This window comes from Ruminococcus sp. AM43-6, from assembly GCF_003461785.1.
Lineage (GTDB): Bacteria > Bacillota > Clostridia > Oscillospirales > Ruminococcaceae > Hominimerdicola > Hominimerdicola aceti.
This window is the reverse complement of sequence record NZ_QTXU01000002.1, coordinates 187,929-209,077: the sequence shown is the minus strand read 5'-3', so window position 1 is coordinate 209,077 and position 21,149 is coordinate 187,929. Positions and strand designations below refer to the sequence as shown.

Annotated in this window: 17 protein-coding genes; 3 read left to right on the top strand and 14 right to left on the bottom strand. The window is 40.6% G+C overall.

The features are described 5' to 3' along the window. Nucleotides 1-87: 87 nt before the first annotated feature. The 9 genes from hisC to DW938_RS02645 form a co-directional block, all read right to left on the bottom strand. Nucleotides 88-1,149: a histidinol-phosphate transaminase gene (hisC, locus tag DW938_RS02685; protein ID WP_118123803.1), complete on the bottom strand. Its 1,062-nt coding sequence runs from the start codon at nt 1,147-1,149 to the stop codon at nt 88-90. A gap of 90 nt (nt 1,150-1,239) precedes the next feature. After that, nucleotides 1,240-3,366, bottom strand: a complete 2,127-nt coding sequence (locus DW938_RS02680; protein ID WP_118123802.1) for a sigma-70 family RNA polymerase sigma factor — start codon at nt 3,364-3,366, stop codon at nt 1,240-1,242. 239 nt (nt 3,367-3,605) lie between these two features. Next, a complete protein-coding gene (locus DW938_RS02675; RefSeq protein ID WP_118123801.1) occupies nt 3,606-5,369 on the bottom strand; it encodes an RNA polymerase sigma factor in 1,764 nt (587 codons plus the stop codon). 141 nt (nt 5,370-5,510) lie between these two features. Next, entirely contained in the window at nt 5,511-6,125 is a 615-nt protein-coding gene (locus DW938_RS02670) for a TIGR04100 family radical SAM protein (RefSeq protein WP_242989158.1), read from the bottom strand. 120 nt (nt 6,126-6,245) lie between these two features. Further along, nucleotides 6,246-7,499, bottom strand: a complete 1,254-nt coding sequence (locus DW938_RS02665; protein ID WP_022287219.1) for a glutamate-5-semialdehyde dehydrogenase — start codon at nt 7,497-7,499, stop codon at nt 6,246-6,248. Nucleotides 7,500-7,504: 5 nt separating this feature from the next. Beyond that, nucleotides 7,505-8,302, bottom strand: coding sequence for a glutamate 5-kinase (gene proB, locus DW938_RS02660; RefSeq protein ID WP_022287218.1), 798 nt, complete (start codon nt 8,300-8,302; stop codon nt 7,505-7,507). Nucleotides 8,303-8,321: 19 nt separating this feature from the next. Beyond that, nucleotides 8,322-9,278: a D-2-hydroxyacid dehydrogenase gene (locus tag DW938_RS02655; RefSeq protein ID WP_117927902.1), complete on the bottom strand. Its 957-nt coding sequence runs from the start codon at nt 9,276-9,278 to the stop codon at nt 8,322-8,324. Then, entirely contained in the window at nt 9,275-9,616 is a 342-nt protein-coding gene (locus tag DW938_RS02650; RefSeq protein WP_117877510.1) for a hypothetical protein, read from the bottom strand. Before DW938_RS02650 ends, DW938_RS02655 begins: the two co-directional genes overlap by 4 nt. Before the next feature lie 188 nt (nt 9,617-9,804). Further along, on the bottom strand, nt 9,805-10,356 hold the full coding sequence (locus tag DW938_RS02645) for an NADH peroxidase (protein WP_022287215.1): 552 nt from the start codon (nt 10,354-10,356) through the stop codon (nt 9,805-9,807). A gap of 295 nt (nt 10,357-10,651) precedes the next feature. On the opposite strand from DW938_RS02645, the gene DW938_RS02640 reads away from it, so the two are divergent. Beyond that, nucleotides 10,652-11,101, top strand: coding sequence for a C-GCAxxG-C-C family protein (locus DW938_RS02640; RefSeq protein ID WP_022287214.1), 450 nt, complete (start codon nt 10,652-10,654; stop codon nt 11,099-11,101). 112 nt (nt 11,102-11,213) lie between these two features. Here DW938_RS02640 and guaB read toward each other — a convergent pair whose 3' ends face one another. Both guaB and DW938_RS02630 read right to left on the bottom strand, forming a co-directional pair. Then, entirely contained in the window at nt 11,214-12,692 is a 1,479-nt protein-coding gene (gene guaB, locus DW938_RS02635) for an IMP dehydrogenase (protein ID WP_181984350.1), read from the bottom strand. Nucleotides 12,693-12,930: 238 nt separating this feature from the next. Then, a complete protein-coding gene (locus DW938_RS02630) occupies nt 12,931-14,265 on the bottom strand; it encodes an MATE family efflux transporter (protein ID WP_118123800.1) in 1,335 nt (444 codons plus the stop codon). 261 nt (nt 14,266-14,526) lie between these two features. On the opposite strand from DW938_RS02630, the gene DW938_RS02625 reads away from it, so the two are divergent. Beyond that, complete coding sequence (locus DW938_RS02625) at nt 14,527-15,222, top strand: JAB domain-containing protein (RefSeq protein WP_118123799.1); 696 nt, start codon at nt 14,527-14,529, stop codon at nt 15,220-15,222. A gap of 57 nt (nt 15,223-15,279) precedes the next feature. On the opposite strand, the gene secF is transcribed toward DW938_RS02625, so the two are convergent. Both secF and DW938_RS02615 read right to left on the bottom strand, forming a co-directional pair. After that, on the bottom strand, nt 15,280-16,260 hold the full coding sequence (secF, locus tag DW938_RS02620; protein ID WP_118123798.1) for a protein translocase subunit SecF: 981 nt from the start codon (nt 16,258-16,260) through the stop codon (nt 15,280-15,282). Continuing rightward, a complete protein-coding gene (locus DW938_RS02615; protein WP_117938280.1) occupies nt 16,253-17,635 on the bottom strand; it encodes a SecD/SecF family protein translocase subunit in 1,383 nt (460 codons plus the stop codon). Before DW938_RS02615 ends, secF begins: the two co-directional genes overlap by 8 nt. A 315-nt stretch (nt 17,636-17,950) precedes the next feature. Here DW938_RS02615 and serS point away from each other — a divergent pair, with 315 nt between their 5' ends. Continuing rightward, nucleotides 17,951-19,234 carry a serine--tRNA ligase gene (serS, locus tag DW938_RS02610; protein WP_117905308.1) on the top strand — a complete coding sequence of 428 codons (1,284 nt, stop codon included), beginning with the start codon at nt 17,951-17,953 and terminating at the stop codon, nt 19,232-19,234. Between the two features lie 25 nt (nt 19,235-19,259). Here serS and DW938_RS02605 read toward each other — a convergent pair whose 3' ends face one another. Continuing rightward, nucleotides 19,260-21,149 carry a metallophosphoesterase gene (locus DW938_RS02605; protein WP_118123797.1) on the bottom strand — a complete coding sequence of 630 codons (1,890 nt, stop codon included), beginning with the start codon at nt 21,147-21,149 and terminating at the stop codon, nt 19,260-19,262.

The window sequence follows — 21,149 nt, the reverse complement described above, 5'->3', positions numbered from 1 at the left end:
TCTTTCAAAAAAATCAGAAACTAAGGTGCGAACACTTTTTGCCCCTACACTGAATAGATATATCCATAAGCTTTTGTGATAACTGTATTATTTGCATATCTCCGAAAGCTTTTCAAGCATAAGATCCATTTCCTCGTCTGTGCCGATAGTGATTCTCAGGAAGTTATCTATTCTCGGCTTGTTGAAATATCTCACGAAGATACCATTTTCACGGAGGTATGTGAAAATCTCCTTTGCAGAGAGCTTTTCATGCTGTGCAAAGAGAAAATTCGTTTCGCTGTCAAGGACGTTGAAGCCCATTTCACGCATTTTTTCCGCTGTTCTATCCCTTGTTGCCTTGACCTTTTCAACTGTCGCCTTGAAATAATCCTCGTCAGAAAGGCTTGCAACGGCAGTTTCTATGGCTATCTGGTCGAGAGGATAAGAATTGTATGAGTCCTTCACAGCCTGCATATAGCTGATAAGCTCGGCGCTTGCGAATGCCATGCCAACTCTCATGCCTGCAAGGGAACGTGACTTTGAGAAAGTCTGTGTTACAACGAGATTATCGTACTCTTTCACAAGCTCCACGCAGGAATACCTGCCGAAATCCACATATGCCTCGTCGATTATGACGATACTGTCCTCATTGCTCTCAATAAGCTCTCTTATGAACTTCTCACCTACGCCAAGGCTTGTGGGTGCATTAGGGTTTGGTATAACAACGCCGCCGTTAGGCTCTTTGAAGTCCTCGATATTAATTACAAAATCCTCGTCAACTCTCTTAGTCTTGTATGGTATTTTCAGAAGCTCACACCACACAGGATAGAACGAGTATGTGATATCAGGATAAAGTATAGGCTTATCAGAGTTGAAAAACGCTCTGAAAGCTGTGGCAAGCACATCGTCTGAGCCGTTTCCACAGAAAACATTCTCGCTTTTCAGTCCCACACGCTCCGCAAGCGCCGCCCTAAGAACAGAAGCGTCAGCACTTGGGTATTTTCTAAGCTCTGCTATAGTTTTCCCCTCAAGTATCGCTTTTACCTTTGGTGACGGCGGATAAGGGTTTTCATTTGCATTGAGCTTTATTATCTTATCGTTTTTAGGCTGTTCCCCTGCAACGTATGGCTCTATATTTATAAGGTTTTTTCTCCAAAGCTTTTCGCTCATTTTACATTATCCTCTCTATATTTTATCATAGTAAAGCATTAATATAAAATATTATAGCACATACCGCTTATGTTGTCAAATAAAAGCCGCCTAGTTTTCAAAGTAAGCCTGTATAGACTGCAAAACGCCGTCATAGTAATATGCGTTCACGCTCATGGAATCGCTCTTCCAATCAAGAAACTGATCTTTGCCGTTTCTGTCGCTGACCTCAGGTGTGCCGAGAATCGCAGCCATCTCCTCAGGAGTTGAATTTTTTGTTATACCGAATATTGAGCAGTCGCTTTCGGTGGTGAAACTCATTCTTATCTTATGGAGGGTATGATCGCTGTTGAGCCAGAAGTCGAAGATGATAATATTATCCACAGTCGAGCTTGTTTTTCCGTAACAAAGAGCAGAATCGTATTCATCGTCAGGGGTATCCACCATTTCTTTTCTTACATCATCAATAAGCTCTGTGCCTGTGAAAACGTGGTCTACGCCCTTGTAGCTTACGCTTATATCCTTAGGCAGAGCAGCGTCTGAAGTAAGGTCAAGTGCCTTGAGGTCATCATATACCTTTACTCTGTTCTCATCAGTATTTACAGTGCTCTCGCCCGGTGTTGTTATACCTGTGTACTCAGATGTGAAAACAGCCTCTCCGTCTTTTTCATGTATTTCTTCCTGCGGATAGTTTTTGCTGTAGTATGTGAAATCGGAAACCGAGAAGTCATCAAGCACTACGTCATACTCTTCATAATTACTATATGTTTCCACCACGGTAAGTGAAATTGTATAGTCAACATTCTCCCAATACATTGTATAGCATTTGTAATCGTCCATGCCGTCATATTCGCTGTTCATATAAATGCTTGTAGGACAGCCCATTTTGTCGATTATTTTATCAAGATCTTCTTTATTGCTGTAGCTGCCGTAGCTTTCATACTCCCAGTCGGAGGTATCAACAGCCTCTTCCAAAGGTATTGTAACGCTCCAGCTGTTTTCCTTTAGAATGTCAGCCACGCTTGCGTCACGGTCAAATGGGTTTCCACTGATAAGGTCGTATTTTGTTTGGCTCTCATCTGATGAAACGAAGGTTATCTCAACGTTAGTGTTTTCACCTACCATTTTATCGATGCTCATAATATCACCAGATCTGCCAATATCGTCGCCGTACAATTCCATAGCAGCATTGCCGCCGTCTATGGCACTAAGGTCAACAGGCACTGATATTTTGCTGCCGAAAATATCCTGCGGCAAAGTATCTGACGGATCAGACCCTTTAAAGCCTGTTATCCAGTATTTATCACTGTTATCGCCTGCCGTATCAGCTTTATCGGCAGCCGAACTGCTTTCACTGCTTTTTTGTGACTCAGTCACAACGACCACGCCGTCATCATTATCATTATCCTTACTACCGTTTGAGCTGAGCACAACCGCCGCTGTGATACCTCCGCCCACAACTGCTGCGGCACAAACGCCTGCTATTACCTTTGCTTTTACTGTTGAAAACATTACTTTTCCTCCCGATATAGTTTTTGTTGATGTTACGCTATCGGGAACTGCATTAGCGGCTGAGGCTGAGCCTGTGAAAACGGTAAGTTTCGGAAGAACGGTGTTTGAAGCCTCTTTATTAAGAAGCTTTGAAAGAATAAATACAGGCACGGCAGCATGAAGTCTGTCGTTGTTGTTTTCCTCGTATATAAGCACCGCCTCCTTTATCTTTTTTCTTGCGGCACTAAGGCGGGAAGTTACTGTACCTGTGGTGCAGTTCATTACCTCTGCTATCTCAGGCACTGTGAGCATATCGAAATAATACAGTATCACCGACTGCCTTTGCTCCTCTGTGAGAACAGTGTCGATAATATCCATTATTATCTTTCTTTTAGCGTCATTGCTCACATATTCCTCCGGGATAAGACCCTCGTCAGGGATTTCCTCTATTATCTCCTCTGAGTTGTCCTCAGGGGCGGAATTGTTCCTAAAGTGCATTTTGCAGAGATTTATCCCTATCCTGTTTACCCATGCTGGAAAATTCTCAGGCTGTGCAAGAGTGCCAAGCTTTTGAAGGGCTGTAAGATAAGTTTCCTGAGTGATATCCTCTGCAAGCTGTGGGTCGCCAAGAAGCTTCCGGCAGCTAAAATACACTGTTCTGCCCGTTTCTTCATAAAGCGCACCGAACGCCGCCTTGTTTCCCTGTGCCGCCTGCAATACAAGCTTTTTGATATCATCTTTTTCCATATTTTTTTGACCTGCTCTTTCTTTCCGAATTGCCGTTTTCTCGTCCGCTGTTTTATCAGTCCCGACATTAGTTAGATGCAAAACGCAGACGATTTGTTGAGTAAATTCAGAATCTTCATATATAATTTACATATAATTAATATTTATTATTATAATATTGCAGAAATAATTATATCACATAACAAAATGCCTGTCAACAAGCAAAAAAATATCCCCCACAGATGTGAGGGATAGTTTTTTCAGAACATACCTGCAAGATACATTCTGCTTTCATAAAGCTTTTTTGAATTTGTATCGAAGGCAAAATGATATCTGTAGAGAGGTGTAAGCCCTGCGGCATTTTTCTCACCTGCAACATATGCAACGAAAACATCAGGGTCAGTGTCGCTGTTCACACAGTATGTTCCGCTCATTGACATATCGCCCTGTGAGTAAACATAGGAAAGATAGTTTCCTGAAATGCTGTTCTCGCCCTTTGAGATGCCCTGAGAAGCAAGCATATCCTGCACTGATTGTGCTGAGTAATCGTCTATGTTGTCATATATCTCATCAAGCTTCTTTGTGCTCAACACATCACTGCTCAATCTTGCAGGCATACCGGTCGGTATCCACGCAGGAGTGTAAATATCGTTTGACATAGGCGTTTCCTCTGCCCATACCACATAGCTGTCTGCCAGAGATACCTGACCGTCTGGGGCTGTTAGGTTTGTCACATAGACAGTTATCTGGTCGCCCTTCGGCTCATTTTTTGGGATAAGAGTAAGGGAATATATATCCCACCATTCGCCAGTTAAAAGACCGTCTTTGCCCACAAAATAATTAAGCATCTCGTCCTTTTTCTCTTCGTATGTGCCGTCGCTGTACATAATGTCATATTCATCGGCATATTTTGCACAGAAGTCAGAGGTCTTTTCATATCCGCCAACCTGCATGATATCACCGTTGAGCTGAACAAGACCCGACGAAAGATCAGCATTTTTTATCTCATCAGAAACAGTGTAAACAGCCATTTCAGGCTCTCCGTCAGAATCTACACCGCTTGCAGCATCGCCAGTAACATCATCTTCATTATCAGTATTTTCATCAAGTTCGTTTAGCTTATTCTCTATCTCCTGCTCATTCACATCACCTTGTGCGTCTGTCTGAACGGCTGTGTTTGGCTTATCAGCATCTGCTGTATTATCTCTGTTTGCAAGCACTGCCGCTGTGATACCTCCGCCAACTACTGCCAATACAACTACTCCTGCTATCACTTTTACTTTTACTGTTGAAAACATACCTTTTCCTCCCGATCTTCTCATTGTTGGATTTTTCTCGGGAACAATATCCTCGGCGGCTGCCGTGTTGCTGAAAACGGATAATTCAGGCAGCTTCAAATGCTGACATTCCTGCATAAATATCTTTGACAGAACAGGTATAGGCATAACAGCATGAAGCCTGTCATTGTTTTTCTTTTCGTAAATAAGCACCGCCTCCCTTATCTTCTTTCTTGCAGCGCTAAGACGGGAAGTGACAGTGCCAACAGAACATTCCATTATCTCTGCTATCTCAGCCACACTCATCATATCAAAATAGTAAAGTATTATTGTCTGACGCTGTTCGTCAGTGAGAGCGGTGTCGATAATGTTCATTATTATCCTGCGTTTTTCTTCGCTGTCGGCATAATCGTCAGGAATAAGCTCGCTGTCGGGCGTATCGTCGATTATCTTTTCCGACTCCTCCTCCGCAGTGCGGGGATTTTTCCTGAAATACATTTTGCAGTTGTTTATGGCAATGCGGTTTACCCACGCTGAGAAATTCTCAGGCTCTTTAAGGCTGTCAAGCTTTTCAAGAGCTTTCATGAAAGTGTCCTGAGTTATATCCTCTGCCTGCTGAGCATTTCCAAGAAGCTTCAGGCAGTTGAAATATACGCTCCTGCCCGTTTCTTCATAAAGCTCGCCGAAAGCTGCTCTGTCACCCTGTCCTGCCTGCAAAACAAGACGTCTTATCTTTTCCTTTTCCATTTTTTCTACCCAGCTTTCTTTTTATTATCGAACAAAAAATATCCGTTTTCAGCACTCGGTTATTGTTCCGACATCACTTAGATGTTTGCTGAAAACGGAATATTGAGCAAATATAAAACTTAATATATTGTTTACAAAATATTAATCAACATATTCTCTGACTCTGAGATGTATACCCACGCTGTCAGCAACTGCCTGAGATTTTTTTATCTCCTCTTCGCCGATTATATCCACAACAGTGAGCATTACCTCAGGCACGAACTCTTTCACTCTTTTTGCAAAAGAGAGCATTTCTTCAAAGCAGTTCACGCCCTTAAATGAGGGTCTTGTTACCTCGTCATAAGCCTTTGCGTCAGAAGCGTTAAGACTTATTGAGATTATATCAACAAGTCCCTTGAACTCAGCAGGAGTTTCACGCTTGTTGATAAGGTCGCTAAGACCATTTGTGTTGATCCTTACAGGTGTCTTTGTAACAGACTTTATATACTTTGCAGTTTCTTTGAGTATTTCAAGCTCACAGGTAGGCTCGCCATAGCCACAGAAAATAATTTCCTTGTAGCTGTCAAGGTCACGCTTTTTGATGTTGTCTATTACCTCTTCGGCAGTAGGCTGATGTTCCAGCCACAGCGGGTCAGAGCCATAAGCACCGTCACCATTGTGACGAATACAGAATGTGCAGTTGCATGGGCACTTGTTTGTGATGTTGAGATAAAGCTTATCGCCTATCTCATAAGAAATATTCATAGCTTTTATCATTATAATTACCTCTTTTTTGTAATATATCAAAGTATCAGAGCAGACAGGCGACCAAAGGTCGCCCCTACAGAGAAATCATCGCCGCAGGCGATACCTTCATTCCTCATTCCTCACTAATATCTATTCTCTTATCTGTCCATTGCCAGAGATAAGATACTTTGTAGTTGTCATTTCTCTAAGACCCATAGGACCTCTTGCATGAAGTTTCTGAGTGGAAATGCCTATCTCAGCACCAAGACCGAACATTCCGCCGTCTGTAAATCTTGTTGAGCAGTTTACATATACTGCCGCTGAGTCAACACGCTTTTGAAATTCCTGTGCGGCAAAAAGACTTTCTGTAACGATACACTCAGAATGTCCTGTAGAAAATCTGTCGATATGTTCAAGGGCTTCCGCCATGTCGTCAACGACCTTGATAGAGATTATATAGTCAAGAAACTCTGTTGCATAATCGTCATCATCAGCAGGAGTAACGTTCTCAGGACCAAGTATCTGCCTTGTAAGCTCACAGCCTCTTATTTCAACGTGGTGCTTGTCAAGTCTTTCTTTAAGCTTCGGGAGAAAATCCTCCGCAATATCCCTGTGAACAAGACAGCTTTCAACTGCGTTGCATACAGACGGACGTGAGGTCTTGCCGTTATCAACAATGTTCACAGCCATTTTTATATCCGCACTTGCGTCAACATAAACGTGACAGTTTCCGGTGCCGGTCTCGATAACAGGCACAGTGGCAGACTGTACAACAGCCTTTATAAGCTGTGCGCCTCCCCTTGGGATAAGGACATCGATATAATCATTGGCCTTCATCATATCGAGAGCGATACCTCTGTCAGTGTCCTCCACAAGCTGAATGATATCAGGACTGAAGCCTGCCCTTTCAACAGCCTTTCTCATTAGGTCAGCAAGCATTTTGTTTGAGTTTATTGCTTCTTTTCCGCCCCTGAGTATAACAGCGTTTCCACTTTTAAGGCAAAGTATAGCGCCGTCTACAGTAACGTTAGGTCTGGCTTCAAAAATAATGCCTATAACGCCCATTGGCACTCTTACTTTCTCGATTTTCATGCCGTTAGGTCTTGTTGAGCCTGAAACTACCTCGCCCACAGGGTCGTCAAGCTGTGCAAGCTCCTCGCAAGCCTTTGCCATGCCCTCGATACGGCTGTCATTGAGTGCAAGTCTGTCAAGCATTGCTTCTGACATTTTCCTCATTCTGCCGTTTTCAAGGTCCACCTTGTTTGCTTCGATAATATCGTCCTTGCAAACTCTCAGGATATGTGCGATCTCAAGAAGTGCGTCATTTTTCTGTGTTGTTGAAGCGAAGGCGATATCCTTTTTGCAAGCTTTTGCTTTCTGTCCCAAAATATCGATGTAACTCATTTTTACTATACCTCCCCGTTAGCTGTAAAAAGTGTTCCTATAGGTTTATTTTCAAATACCTTATACAAATGTCTTGGATCTCTGCCATTCATTATGATAAGATCTATTCCACCATTTTTGCATATCTCAGCGGCTTTTATCTTTGTCGCCATTCCGCCTGTGCCAAGTGAAGAACCTGCACCCCCTGCAATAGCTTTTATCTCCTCCGTTATCTCAGGCACAACAGGGATAAGCTCAGCGTCGTCATACTTATGAGGGTCTTTGTCAAAAAGTCCCTCGATATCAGACATTATTATAAGCAGATCTGCATTAGCAAGCACCGCAACATTTGCCGCAAGAGAATCGTTCTCGCCCATTTCAAGCTCCAGCTCATCAATAGACACCGTATCGTTCTCGTTCACGATAGGGATAGAGCCAAGCTCTATGATACGGTTAAGGGCGTTCTGCACATTTATGCGTCTGTCCTCAAGAAGAATATACTTTGTAAGCAGAAGCTGAGCCACATTAAGACTGTATTCAGAGAAAAGATTATCGTAAAGATACATAAGCTCACACTGACCCACCGCCGCACAAGCCTGTCTTGTGGGAGTGTCCTTGGGTCTTTCCTTTATGCCAAGCTTTGCTCTTCCAAGACCCACCGCACCGCTTGATACAAGGATTATCTCATGTCCTGCGTTTTGCAGATCGGCAAGAGTTTTAACGAGCTGTTCCACACGGCGTATATTAAGAAGCCCCGTGCTGTGTGTAAGAGTAGAAGTTCCTACCTTTACCACAACTCTTTTCTTTTTTGTCATATCTATCATTTTCATCATGTCCTTATTGTTATTTTCCGTTGACAACATTCTGTGGCGTACCCTCTATCCACATTTTCAAGTTCTGCGCAACAGTTTCAAGAAGCCTTTCTCTCGTCTGCTTTGGCGCCCACGCTATATGTGGGGTAACAGTGCAGTTCTTTGCGTTTCTGAGAGGGCAGTCTTCACCCATTGGCTCGTTTGTGAGAACATCAATTCCTGCCCCTGCAATGACTTCATTTTCAAGAGCCTGTGCAAGAGCCTTTTCATCCACAAGACCGCCCCTTGCAGTGTTGACGAAAAATGCTGACTTTTTCATCATGCCAAGGCTTTCGGCATTTATCATTTTCTCATTATCCTTTGTAAGAGGACAATGGAGCGTCACTATATCAGAGGTCTTTAGAAGTTCTTCAAGGCTTACCGCAGGCGTGCCGTCAATAATTTTCTGGGGTGAGCGTGTAAAGGTGATGACCTTCATGCCGAACGCTCTTGCTATCTCAGCAACTTTCTTTCCTATGTCGCCATAGCCTACTATACCAATGGTTTTTCCAGCAAGCTCATAGGTAGGAATACCAAAATATGAAAACAGCTTATAATTCACCCAGCCACCCTCGTCAACTTTCTCGGCATATTCTCTTATCTTGCTGAAATAGTTGAGGATAAGTGCAAAAGTATGCTGTGCCACCGCATTTGTTGAATATGCAGGCACATTGCAGACAACTGCGTCATGCCTGTCTGCGGCGGATAGGTCAACATTATTATATCCCGTTGCAAAAAGACCGACGTATTTCAGGTTTTTGCACTTTGAGAATACCTCCTCTGTTATAAGGCACTTGTTACATATAACAGCGTCAGCGTCACCTATCTTTTCTGCGACCTGTTCATTTGGTGTAAAACCATAAACAATGCTTTCACCAAGGACTGTTATACCCTCCAGCGACACATCGTTTCTTGAAACTGTTTCAGAGTCAAGTATAACTATTTTCATTCTTCATCTTCCTTTTGAGCAGTTTCCGACTTTTCCCCGGCATTCTCCAAAGCTTTCTGCTTTTTAGCAAACCTATGGGAAATAAAAGCTGTCGCCGCAAGAAGCGCTACCTCTGCACCGAAAAGCATACCGATAACAAAGCTTTTTGTGGTAAACTGAGTAACTATAGTAAGGTCGATAGCTATCATTAATGTAAGATAATGACAAGAGCCTTTCCTTATGAACTGAGTTATATATAAAAGCGTAGCGATAACGCAGAATATCATATGCACCTTAAAAGGCAAGGGAGCATAAACGTTCTGCAAGGTCGCAGTTTCCGCCGCCAGTGTTTCTATCACACTATCATCTCCTAAAGCATTATTTTATCATACTAAAATATTATACCACAGTTTTACGTCATTTGCAATAGATTTGAGCCTTTATAACGGCTTTATAAAACAAAAAGACAGAAGTATTTTTTCAAATACCTCTGCCTTTTTCGGGAAAAATTCGTCGTAATCTTTAATTTATACAGTTTTAAGATAAATTACTTGTTAGCGAAATATCTGTCAAGCAGACCCTTGAAGCCGCATCCATGTCTTGCTTCGTCCTTAGCCATTTCATGAACAGTGTCATGGATAGCGTCATAGCCAAGCTCCTTTGCTCTCTTAGCAAGCTTCATCTTGCCCTCGCAAGCACCATTCTCAGCCATATATCTCATCTCGAGATTTTTCTTTGTAGAAGGTGTTACTACCTCGCCCAGAAGCTCTGCGAACTTAGCAGCGTGCTCAGCCTCTTCATAAGCAGCCTTCTCATAGTACATACCGACCTCAGGATAGCCTTCTCTGTAAGCTACTCTTGCCATTGCAAGATACATACCTACCTCAGAGCACTCGCCGTTGAAGTTCTCTCTAAGACCTGCAACAACTTCCTCATCAAGACCCTCTGCAACGCCTACCTTATGCTCGTCAGCCCATGTGATAGCTGTTTCTTCTACTTTATTGAACTTTTCTGCTGGTGCGTGGCAGATTGGACACTCCTTAGGAGCAGCCTCGCCCTCATAAACGTAACCGCATACTGAACATACAAACTTTGACATAATTTTTGTCCTCCTTATTTAGATATCATTTTTTTACTTTTCCACAGACCAGCGTTTTCGCTTTATCTGCGTTATTCTTTGCAGCTTTTCCCTTGCTGTGATTAAAGTATACCACATTAGTGTACATTTGTCAATAGGTTAGTTTTGTCTAACAATATAAAAATATTGCAAAATTTTATGGCAAAATTTTATGCAATTTGACGTAGGCTATACTAACCAATAATACGTCTTGAAAAAAATTTAAAGCTATGCTATAATGAAAATCAACATATGACAAAAAAGGAGTTTTTTTTAAATGAATAAGGAAAAAGCAGCGGCAGCAAAGGCTCTTTTCATGGAGGGCTACAACTGTTCACAGGCGGTAGTAGGCGCATGGGCTGAGGATATAGGCCTTGACAGCGAAACTGCATACAAGATAGCTTCGGGCTTTGGCGGCGGAATAGGCAGAATGAGAGAGGTCTGCGGAGCATTTACAGGTGCAGTCATGGTGCTTGGATTGAAATTTGGCAACACCATAGGTAGTGACAGGGCGGCAAAGGGCAAGGATTATGAGCGTGTTCAGCTTTTTGCAAAGCGTTTCAAGGAAGAGCTTGGCTCTGACACTATCATCTGCCGTGAGCTTCTTGGTCTGAGCGGACCTAGTGACCCTGACCCTGCAAAGCGCACAAAAGAATACTATCAGAAGCGTCCATGTCCTGAAACTGTAGCAATTGCAAGTGGTCTTTTAGGAGAATTTATGGAGTAATTTTTTCAAAAGAAAAGCTGCGAAACTGTGGGCGATCACTGTTTTCCCCTACAAAATAACGCAAAAAAGAGCAGAGAAACGAGATCTCTGCTCTTTTCGTATATAAATTCTATTAGATTCCTGCGGAATAGTTTGGAGCTTCCTTTGTGATATAAATATCGTGTGGGTGTGACTCCTTAAGACCTGCGCCTGTTATCCTGATGAACTTAGCCTTTTCGCCAAGTTCTGCAATAGTATGACAACCGCAATAGCCCATACCTGAACGGATACCGCCAACGAGCTGGAAGATAGTATCTGAAACCGGACCCTTATAAGCCACACGACCCTCAACGCCCTCTGGAACGAGCTTCTTTGAGTTTGTCTGGAAATATCTGTCCTTTGAGCCTTTATTCATAGCGGCAAGAGAACCCATGCCTCTGTATACCTTGAACTGTCTGCCCTGATAGATCTCAGTTTCGCCTGGAGCTTCGTCACAGCCTGCGAGGAGTGAACCAAGCATTACAACGTTTGCACCGGCAGCAAGAGCCTTAACAATATCGCCTGAATACTTGATACCGCCGTCAGCAATAACAGGAATGCCATACTCAGCAGCAGCGCAAGCAGCGTCATAAACTGCAGTGACCTGAGGAACACCTATACCAGCGACTACACGGGTAGTACAGATAGAACCAGGACCGATACCGACCTTTATAGCGTCAGCACCTGCTTCGCAGAGCGCTCTGGCAGCTTCGGCAGTAGCGATATTACCTGCAATAACCGGTGTATCAGGGAAAGCGGCCTTAACTTTTTTAAGACAATTTATAACGTTCATAGAATGGCCGTGAGCAGAGTCAAGAACGAGGACGTCTACCTGAGCTTCAACGAGAGCGGCAACTCTTTCAAGAATATCGTTAGTCATGCCGATAGTAGCGCCGCAAAGAAGTCTGCCCTTTTTATCTCTTGCGGAATTTGGATACTGAACAGCCTTTTCAATATCCTTGATAGTGATAAGACCCTTAAGAACGCCGTTTGCATCAACAAGAGGAAGCTTCTCGATCTTATGCTTCATAAGTATCTTCTGAGCGCCTTCAAGATCCGTATCAACAGGAGCAGTAACGAGGTTTTCCTTAGTCATAACGTCACCGATCTTGATATTTTCAAAATCAGTGATAAATCTAAGATCTCTGTTAGTGAGGATACCCTCGAGCTTGCCATCCTCATCGACTATAGGCACGCCGGAGATCTTATACTTGCCCATGAGCTTATCAGCTTCAGCAACAGTTTTATCGGCTGTAAGAGAGAAAGGATTAACGATAACGCCGTTTTCAGAACGCTTTACCTTATCCACCTCTTCTGCCTGCTGAGCGATAGTCATATTCTTATGGATAATACCGATACCGCCCTCTCTTGCGATAGCGATAGCCATTTTTGACTCTGTGACTGTATCCATAGCAGATGTCATTACAGGTGTATTGAGGACTATATCCTTAGTGAGGTGTGTATGGATATCCACCATATCAGGTGTACAATCCGACTCGCCTGGGATAAGGAGAACGTCATCAAAGGTAAGACCCTCTTTACCAAACTTATTGTTTACATTAGTATCCAGCATAAATTAACCTCCCGCAAACATTTTGAATTCTTAATTTATTATTCTTATAATCATACAACATTTAATTAAACTTGTCAACATCATTATTGAGAACTTTTTTTTAATTTAGTCTTTGCTAATCGGAGTTACGTTGTTTTAGCCAAGGTTTACGCCATGGTTTGTTATGCCGCAAAATCGCTGCGCTCGGCTCTTTATTTTACTTATTACTTGTGATTTGTTCGGTTGGCTTTGCCATTCCTCATTCCTCATTCAATTCGTTTTTCATCACTTTCACTCTCGCAAACACCACTGACAGCACTGTTGACACAAGCCAGCCTATCGGCCATGACAGCCATATTCCCGTTGACCCATATGGTCTTGCCAACACGAACGCAAGCACTACTCTGAGTATCAAGTCCGTAAAAGTTGATATCATAAAATACTGCATTGCACCTTTACCACGAAGTGCACCGTCTGACATTATTTTTATGCCCACAAACACATAGAAAGGCGATATTATTCTCAAAAATGTTGTGCCTATCTCAACGGCTTTTGTTCCGCCGTCGTCAAGAAACAGATTTATCATAGTTTTTGGCATACAGAAAAAGCAGAGTATAAAAGGCACTGCCACGATAGCCGAGATAACAAGTCCTGCTTTATATCCGCTTTTTATCCTATCGTTCCTGCCTGCACCGTAATTCTGTGCAACAAAGCTTGAAAGCCCGTTAGAAAGCGTTGTAAAGCTTGTTATAGCAAAGGTATTTAGCTTTATTGCAGAAGAATATCCTGCGATACAAGACGAGCCGAAGCTGTTTACAAGATACTGTACAAAGATATTTCCCACTGAGATAAAGCTTTGCTGTAAAATACTTGGTATAGAGTAAAGGGTTATCTTTTTAAGTATTTTCCCTGAAAACAGCGGTGGTTTATCCTCTGTTTTAATTTCTGCGGTTTTCTTCACCAAAATAAGCAGTGAGAACACGCAAGCCACTCCCTGAGCGATAAAAGTAGCCCATGCAACGCCTGCCACACCCCATTTAAAGAACTTCACGAACACATAGTCGAGAACAACGTTTCCAACTGATGAGCCGATAAGGAGATACAAAGGGGTCTTTGAGTCGCCCATTGCGTTATAAATACCTGTACCCACGTTATAAAGAAACAGGAAGATAAGACCTGCGATATAAATTTTCAGATAAAGCTCGCCGTCATGAAAAATGTTATCGGGCGTGTTTATCATTCTCATAAGAGGGGTAGAGAACGCAAGTCCGAAAATCGTCAGCACTGTCGCAAGTACCGTACATGAAATTATAGTAGTAGTTGACGCAGTTTTTACCTTTGAGAACTCTTTTCCACCGAAAAATTGAGATATCACCACACAACAGCCAACATTGCTTCCCACTGCAAACGCCATAAATATCATTGTTATAGGATAAGACGCACCAACTGCCGCCAGAGCGTCCTCGCCTGCGAATTTTCCTGCTATGATACTGTCGAAAATGGAATACATCTGCTGAAATATCACGCTCACGAACATAGGCAGGGAAAATTTCCACAGCACTGTCCACGGTTTTCCCACCGTCAGGTCTGTCATAAAAACATCTCCATAATATAATAGTTACCATTTCATTATATCATAAAAAAACAACCTTTTTCAACGTCATTTCGCACAGACACTTTTGATATTTCTGAAGGTTTTTTTAGCATTTTACGCTATTTGTGATCTATTAATAAAATTCTCTAAATATTATTAGCTTACCCTCTTGCTGAAATTATCTGTAGAGAATAAAGTCACAATGTTTTTTTTATTGACAAAAAAGTGCGGATATTTTATACTTGTATAAGAGGTGATAAAATGAGCAGTCAAGCAGACCACGGCGGTCACAGAGAGAGAATGAGGAAGCGTTTCAAAGAATCGGAAAATTTCAAGGGCTTTTCCGAGCATGAGATACTTGAAATGCTTTTATTTTACATTGTGCCGAGAAAGAACACCAATGATATTGCGCACGAGCTTATAAAAAAGTTTGGAAGCTTAAACAGCGTTCTTAACGCTTCTGTGGAGGAGCTTTCTTCTGTAAAGGACATGGGCGAAAGCTCTGCAAACTCACTTTTATTTTTCAGAGAGCTTATAAACTACTGCTCCACTGTCACAGACAGCAGGATAGACATTAGAAACATATCTGCGGCGCTGAGTTTTGTAAATAATTGTTTCAGAAACGAAAAGCAGGAGAAGTTCAAGGTAATTTGTATCGACTCCGGCTTTCACATAAAGAGCGTAACAGACATATCCGCGGGCGGTGCGAGATTTACCCCTGTTGATTTTCGTGAGCTTACAAAAGCCGTTCTCAACAGCGGCACTGATATTGTTATCCTTGCCCACAATCACCCTGACTCACCCAACACCCCCTCTCAGGAAGACGTTACTCTCACCCGTGAGGTCATGAGATATATGAGATGTTTAGGTGTGACAGTTCTTGACCATTATATAACAGGCAATAACGGAACTATCTCCATGCGAAACTGCGGACTTATCCATGATATGGAGTGTTAAAAATAGAATATCACATAAAAAAATGGACGATATGTTTAACATACCGTCCATAAAATTTTATCTTCTTGAAGTCTTTTTCTTTGTGCTGCCTGTTTTTGAACCTGAATGTGACTTCTTTGCCTGATGTTTTTTCCAATGTACCCACAGTGTAGGTGCGATACAGTTAGAAGAATAAACACCTGATATCATACCGATGATAAGTGGGAAAGCAAAGCTCAGGATAGATGTTACTCCGCAGATTATGCAGACGATACAAACTGTAGCCATAGCAAGAACTGTTGTAACAGTTGTATGGATAGAACGTCCCATTGTCTGTGTGATAGAGAGGTTTACAAGATCCTCAAGCTCCATTTTGTTGCCAAGGAGATTTTCATTCTCTCTTATTCTGTCGTAAATTATGATAGTTGCGTTGATAGAATATCCAAGGATAGTCAGCAGAACTGCCATAAAGTTTGCGTTGATGTCAAATCTGCATATTACAAAGCAGCCATAGACCATGCACATATCGTGTGCAAGGGCAACTACTGAGAACACACCTGCTGAGATACCGCCTATCTTCTTAAATCTGAAGCCGATATAGATGATAGTGATGACCATTGCAAGGGCACAAGCAGCAAGGCACTTGAAGAAGAAGTTCATACCGCTTGACGCTGCAACGTCGTTTGACTCGTAAACTTCTATGTTATTATCAGGAAAGTCCTTTTCAAGGGCTGTTTTCAGGGTATTCTGCTTATCATCGCTTATACCCTTTGTTGATGAGAACTTTATCTCTACTGTCTTTCCTGCGTTTCCTGTGTTTTCGCCAAGAGTTACTGTACATTTATCTCCGATACTGTCAGAAACGGTATTTGAAACGTCAGAAGTCTTTATATCGCCCTCATATGTATAAGTCAAAACTGTACCGCCTTTGAACTCGATAGCAACGTTAAGACCTATAACGAATGTAAGAATGATAAAAATTGCGATAAGTGCGCATGATATGGAATAAAATAACTTGCTGTGACCCACAACATTCAGGGTCTTTCTTTCTTTACTCATTTATTTCAGCACCTCCGTAAAGCTTGCGTTTCTTAAAGCACTTGAACTTTGAGAGGGACGAAAGCATAAGTCTTGAACAGAAGATACCGAATACAAAGTTCAGGAGGATACCTACAAGGAGAGTATATCCAAGTGAATAGATAGTACCTGCTGTGCTTGCGCCGAATACTGAGAATACAGGGCTGAGAAGTGTTCCGAAAACGCTGTCTGTAGGTCCGAAGGCACCCATAAGGATTATTGCAACGAATACGACTGTGATATTTCCGTCGAATACTGCGCTCCATGCTCTCTTATAGCCAAGCTCTATAGCTCCGTTAAGGGTCTTGCCGTTGTTGAGCTCTTCCTTTATTCTCTCGGCTGTGATAACGTTAGCGTCAACGCCCATACCGATAGAAAGGATAATACCTGCGATACCAGGGATAGTCAGCGTAAAGCTGTCGATATTTCCAAAGAAGCCTGTGATGCAAGCAATAGAACCTATTACCTGACCTATAAGTGCGATAGACGCAACAAAGCCAGGCAGCTTATAGATAACGATGATATATGCAGCGATAACGATAAATGCGATAAGTCCTGCAAGCACCATTGCATTTTTTGCACCCTCGCCAAGTGTAGGTGAGATGATGTTTGTGCTTGTTGTTTTAAGGTCAAATGGGATAGAACCTGCATTTATCTTATCTGAAAGAGCTTTTGCAGAATCATATGTGAAGTTGCCCTCGATAACGCACTCGCCGTCAGTAATAGCTGAATTTACGCTTGGGGCAGAAATGCACTTATCGTCCATCCAGATAGAGATAGAGCCTTTTCCGGCAAGCTCAGTTGTAGCATCGGCAAAAGCTTTTTTACCGCTGTTATTGAGTGTCAGGCTTACAACATACTTGATATTTCCTGTAGTTTCGTCCTGAGTTTGTCTTACCTCAGCCTTTTTAACGTCATTTCCTGTAAGCACCTGCTCGCCTTTTTCTTCTTTACCCTTTCTGAATACAAGCTTTGCAGTTTCGCCAAGCTCAGAAACGGCAGCCTCAGGGTCAAAGCTTTCTTCGTTAGCCTGCCATGGGAATGAAACCATTACCTTATTTTTCTTATAGTCTACATAGACCTCGCTGTCTGTGATATTAAGGCTTACAAGTCTTTGCTCGATAACAGCCTTTGCAGCGTCCATTTCTTCCTTTGTGGCGTCGTAATTATCGGCAGGTTCAAACGTAGCATTTACGCCACCCTGAATATCGATACCCCAGCGGATATCTTCAACGCCCTTGATATAGCTTGTTTTTATATCTCCGTACTGAGTATGTATTCCTGCATAAGTGAGATAACCAAATGCAATTATACACAAAAGCACGATAAAAAACACGGGTTTTTTAACTTTTCGCACCTTTAATCCTCCTGATAAATTTATTAAGCCCAGAGGCTTTTCTGCCGTCATGGCACAATACGCCCATAACGAACACATTCACCTTATAATTATAAAACGTTTGATACAAAATGTCAATAGTTTTTATGAAATTCGCACTGTTACTTATATCATGATAGTATTTTATCTATGAAATAAGTTCTCTCAAAACCTGTTTCAAAAGCCTGTTTTAAAGGGGCTTTGTCTTGACAAAATCTCCTTTTAGTGATATTATTAAAAGGATAAATATTGCGACGTAAAGAAATTTTTTTGCGTCAGCTAAAAGGAGTATGTAAAATGATAGATATTAAGCTTATCCGTACAAATCCTGAGCTTGTCAAGGAAAACATCAAGAAGAAGTTTCAGGACGAAAAGCTCGTTCTTGTTGACGAGGTAGCTCAGTTTGACGAGGAATACAGAGCAGCCAAGACAAAGGCTGACGAGCTGAGAAATAAAAGAAAGGTAATGAGCAAGCAGATAGGCGGTCTTATGGCTAAGGGTCAGAAAGACGAAGCTGAGAAAGTAAAGGCTGAGGTTTCCGCTATCGGTGCTGAGCTTGACGCTATGGCTGAAAAGGAAAAGGAGCTTGAAGCTAAGATCCGTGAGAGAATGCTCGTTATCCCTAACATTATCGACCCAAGCGTTCCTATAGGCAAGGACGACAGTGAGAACGTAGAAATTGAAAAATTCGGAGAGCCTGTTGTTCCTGATTATGAGATCCCATATCACGTTGACATTATGGAAAGCTTTAACGGCATTGATCTTGACAGTGCAAGAAGAACATCAGGAAACGGCTTCTATTATCTTATGGGCGACATTGCAAGACTTCATTCTGCAATTCTTTCATATGCCAGAGATTTCATGATAGACAGAGGTTTCACATATTTCATTCCTCCTTACATGATACGTTCAGACGTTGTTACAGGCGTTATGAGCTTTTCTGAAATGGAAGGCATGATGTACAAGATAGAGGGAGAGGACCTTTATCTCATCGGTACTTCTGAACATTCAATGATAGGCAGATTTATTGACACTATCATTCCAGAGGGCGAGCTTCCAAAAACTCTTACAAGCTATTCGCCATGCTTCAGAAAAGAAGTTGGCGCACACGGCATAGAAGAGAGAGGCGTTTACAGAATACACCAGTTTGAAAAGCAGGAAATGATAGTTGTCTGCAAGCCTGAAGATAGCATGGCATGGTATGACAAGCTGTGGCAGAATTCTGTTGATTTCTTCCGTTCACTTGATATTCCTGTAAGAACACTTGAGTGCTGCTCAGGCGACCTTGCAGACCTTAAGGTAAAGAGCTGTGACGTTGAGGCATGGAGCCCAAGACAGAAGAAGTATTTTGAAGTTGGTTCATGCTCAAATCTTGGCGACGCACAGGCAAGACGTCTTGGCATAAGAATAAAGGCAGAGGACGGCACAAAGTATTTTGCTCACACTCTTAACAACACAGTTGTTGCACCTCCAAGAATGCTTATCGCATTCCTCGAGAACAATCTCAATGCTGACGGAACAGTTAATATCCCTGAGCCACTGAGAATGTACATGGGCGGCAAGGACAAGATAACAAAGTAATTTTGATATGCAAAAAGGTGAACGGTCATGTGCCGCTCACCTTTTTTTGTATGCTTATTATATCTTCGTTCCAATCTCTAAGAATATTTGAATCAAATAATCTTTGTATTTGTCTCATATAATTTGAAATTGAATATACACTATTTTTTATATCTATTTTTATAAGTTCACCTACTTCTTGTGAAATTTCTTGGCTTGTTTTACTTATTATTGCATTATTATTTTTAAGTTCTAACATTTTTTGCTTTTCAATATTTGAAATATATCCATTATTCATATAGGTTATTAAATTTTCTAAATTATCAAATATCTTTACAAACCCCATGGTTGGTGAATTATAAAATGTCACCTTTTGATCAAGTGGATTTATCATAATATGATTGCAAAAATCTAAATCTACAATACAACCATGTACATCTCCACAATAACCTAAGGATTTTACTTCACTCGCCATTTGATTTATATATTTCCAATAAGGTGCAAATAGTTCTATATATTTATTTACCATTTTATTGAAAATTTTATCAAAATGTTCAATATCACTACAATTACTAATCGTTTTTATTTTTCCACCAATACAAATTTTAGTGTTTATATGGCTTATAAGGAAAAATACATACTTACCTTTGTGTTTTATCATATAAAACTTTTCCCCATAGTTTTTTATTTGATTTTCTATGAGTCTTGTTCCTTGAATACGCTCTTTTGAATAATTATAAAATTTTGCATAATCTTCAGTGGTTATAATATGATAGCCGTCTTTATAGTCGAAAAATGGATTGCTAGCTACACCTAAATTTACTGATTTCATTTTAAAACAATTATTATAGTATCCTATTTGATTATCTGCATAAATATTCTTTTGCAATAAATTTTGATTTTGATGAGTGTGTCCTGTAAAATAAGAACAATGCAAATCAGTCACATAGTTTAGCGACCAATCTCTTACTGGATAATGACTTACTACTATTAATTTTTTCTTTTGATTTATAGCATTATCTAATCTATTTTTATACTCCTTAAAAAACAAATCTGATTCTTTTATTTCTTCTTTTCTCGAAAATAATCTGGGTCCACACAAACTATCTGCATTATATCTTTCATTATACTTAGCAAAACCTATACCACCAAAAATAATATAATCATCATTTTCATAAGAATTATTATGCAAAAGCTTAATTCCAAGTGAATCATAAAGAGATTTATAATAATTATACGCTTGACTTAAAGTATCAAAGTTTGAGATTTCATGATTTCCTAACGTTACAAATATAGGAAGTTTTGTTTTAATAAAAGTGAATTTTTCTCTTTTTTCAACATATGGAATAATATAATCATTTATAAACCTTATTTTATCATCACATTTCGTAATTTTTTTTATAATATTTATAACATATTCAGGCAATTTCATTTTTTTGATACTTTTATCAAGATCAGAAATGTTTAATGACAGAAGTTTTTCACATAGATTTTTCTTTTTATATAATTTTCCAATTTTATTTAATCTATCTATTTGCTGATCTCGAATTTTTTCATATGCTTTTACTTCTTCATCAGGTAATATCTTAGATTGATTTACTTTATATCTTTTATAAAGTACATAATTCCACCTAAGGATAAACTGATTAAAAAATAATGACACAAATTCTGCATTATCAGCGATATCTCCATTAAATAAAACAACTAAATTATTCATTGATAAATCTGATTTAAAATCATCACTAAATAAATCTTTAACTATTTTATTTATTTGCTTTTGAATGGATATCTCATAATTAAAATGATGTTCTAAATGCATATCAGATATATAATATACCTTTAGTTTTTTTTCATCACTAAATGGTTTGTCTTCTTTAAATAAAGATAATCCATTCTCAACTTCGCTAATGTCAAAAATTTGTGTCATATTATTCAT

What these genes read in the sequence shown, in the direction of transcription:
- serS (WP_117905308.1), top strand. Translation starts at nt 17,951, where the DNA reads ATGATAGATATTAAGCTTATCCGTACAAATCCTGAGCTTGTCAAGGAA.
- DW938_RS02640 (WP_022287214.1), top strand. Translation starts at nt 10,652, where the DNA reads ATGAATAAGGAAAAAGCAGCGGCAGCAAAGGCTCTTTTCATGGAGGGC.
- DW938_RS02680 (WP_118123802.1), bottom strand. Translation starts at nt 3,366, where the DNA reads ATGGAAAAAGATGATATCAAAAAGCTTGTATTGCAGGCGGCACAGGGA.
- proB (WP_022287218.1), bottom strand. Translation starts at nt 8,302, where the DNA reads ATGATAGATATGACAAAAAAGAAAAGAGTTGTGGTAAAGGTAGGAACT.
- DW938_RS02655 (WP_117927902.1), bottom strand. Translation starts at nt 9,278, where the DNA reads ATGAAAATAGTTATACTTGACTCTGAAACAGTTTCAAGAAACGATGTG.
- DW938_RS02630 (WP_118123800.1), bottom strand. Translation starts at nt 14,265, where the DNA reads ATGACAGACCTGACGGTGGGAAAACCGTGGACAGTGCTGTGGAAATTT.
- DW938_RS02625 (WP_118123799.1), top strand. Translation starts at nt 14,527, where the DNA reads ATGAGCAGTCAAGCAGACCACGGCGGTCACAGAGAGAGAATGAGGAAG.
- guaB (WP_181984350.1), bottom strand. Translation starts at nt 12,692, where the DNA reads ATGCTGGATACTAATGTAAACAATAAGTTTGGTAAAGAGGGTCTTACC.
- secF (WP_118123798.1), bottom strand. Translation starts at nt 16,260, where the DNA reads ATGAGTAAAGAAAGAAAGACCCTGAATGTTGTGGGTCACAGCAAGTTA.
- DW938_RS02675 (WP_118123801.1), bottom strand. Translation starts at nt 5,369, where the DNA reads ATGGAAAAGGAAAAGATAAGACGTCTTGTTTTGCAGGCAGGACAGGGT.
- DW938_RS02645 (WP_022287215.1), bottom strand. Translation starts at nt 10,356, where the DNA reads ATGTCAAAGTTTGTATGTTCAGTATGCGGTTACGTTTATGAGGGCGAG.
- hisC (WP_118123803.1), bottom strand. Translation starts at nt 1,149, where the DNA reads ATGAGCGAAAAGCTTTGGAGAAAAAACCTTATAAATATAGAGCCATAC.
- DW938_RS02665 (WP_022287219.1), bottom strand. Translation starts at nt 7,499, where the DNA reads ATGAGTTACATCGATATTTTGGGACAGAAAGCAAAAGCTTGCAAAAAG.
- DW938_RS02670 (WP_242989158.1), bottom strand. Translation starts at nt 6,125, where the DNA reads ATGATAAAAGCTATGAATATTTCTTATGAGATAGGCGATAAGCTTTAT.
- DW938_RS02605 (WP_118123797.1), bottom strand. Translation starts at nt 21,149, where the DNA reads ATGAATAATATGACACAAATTTTTGACATTAGCGAAGTTGAGAATGGA.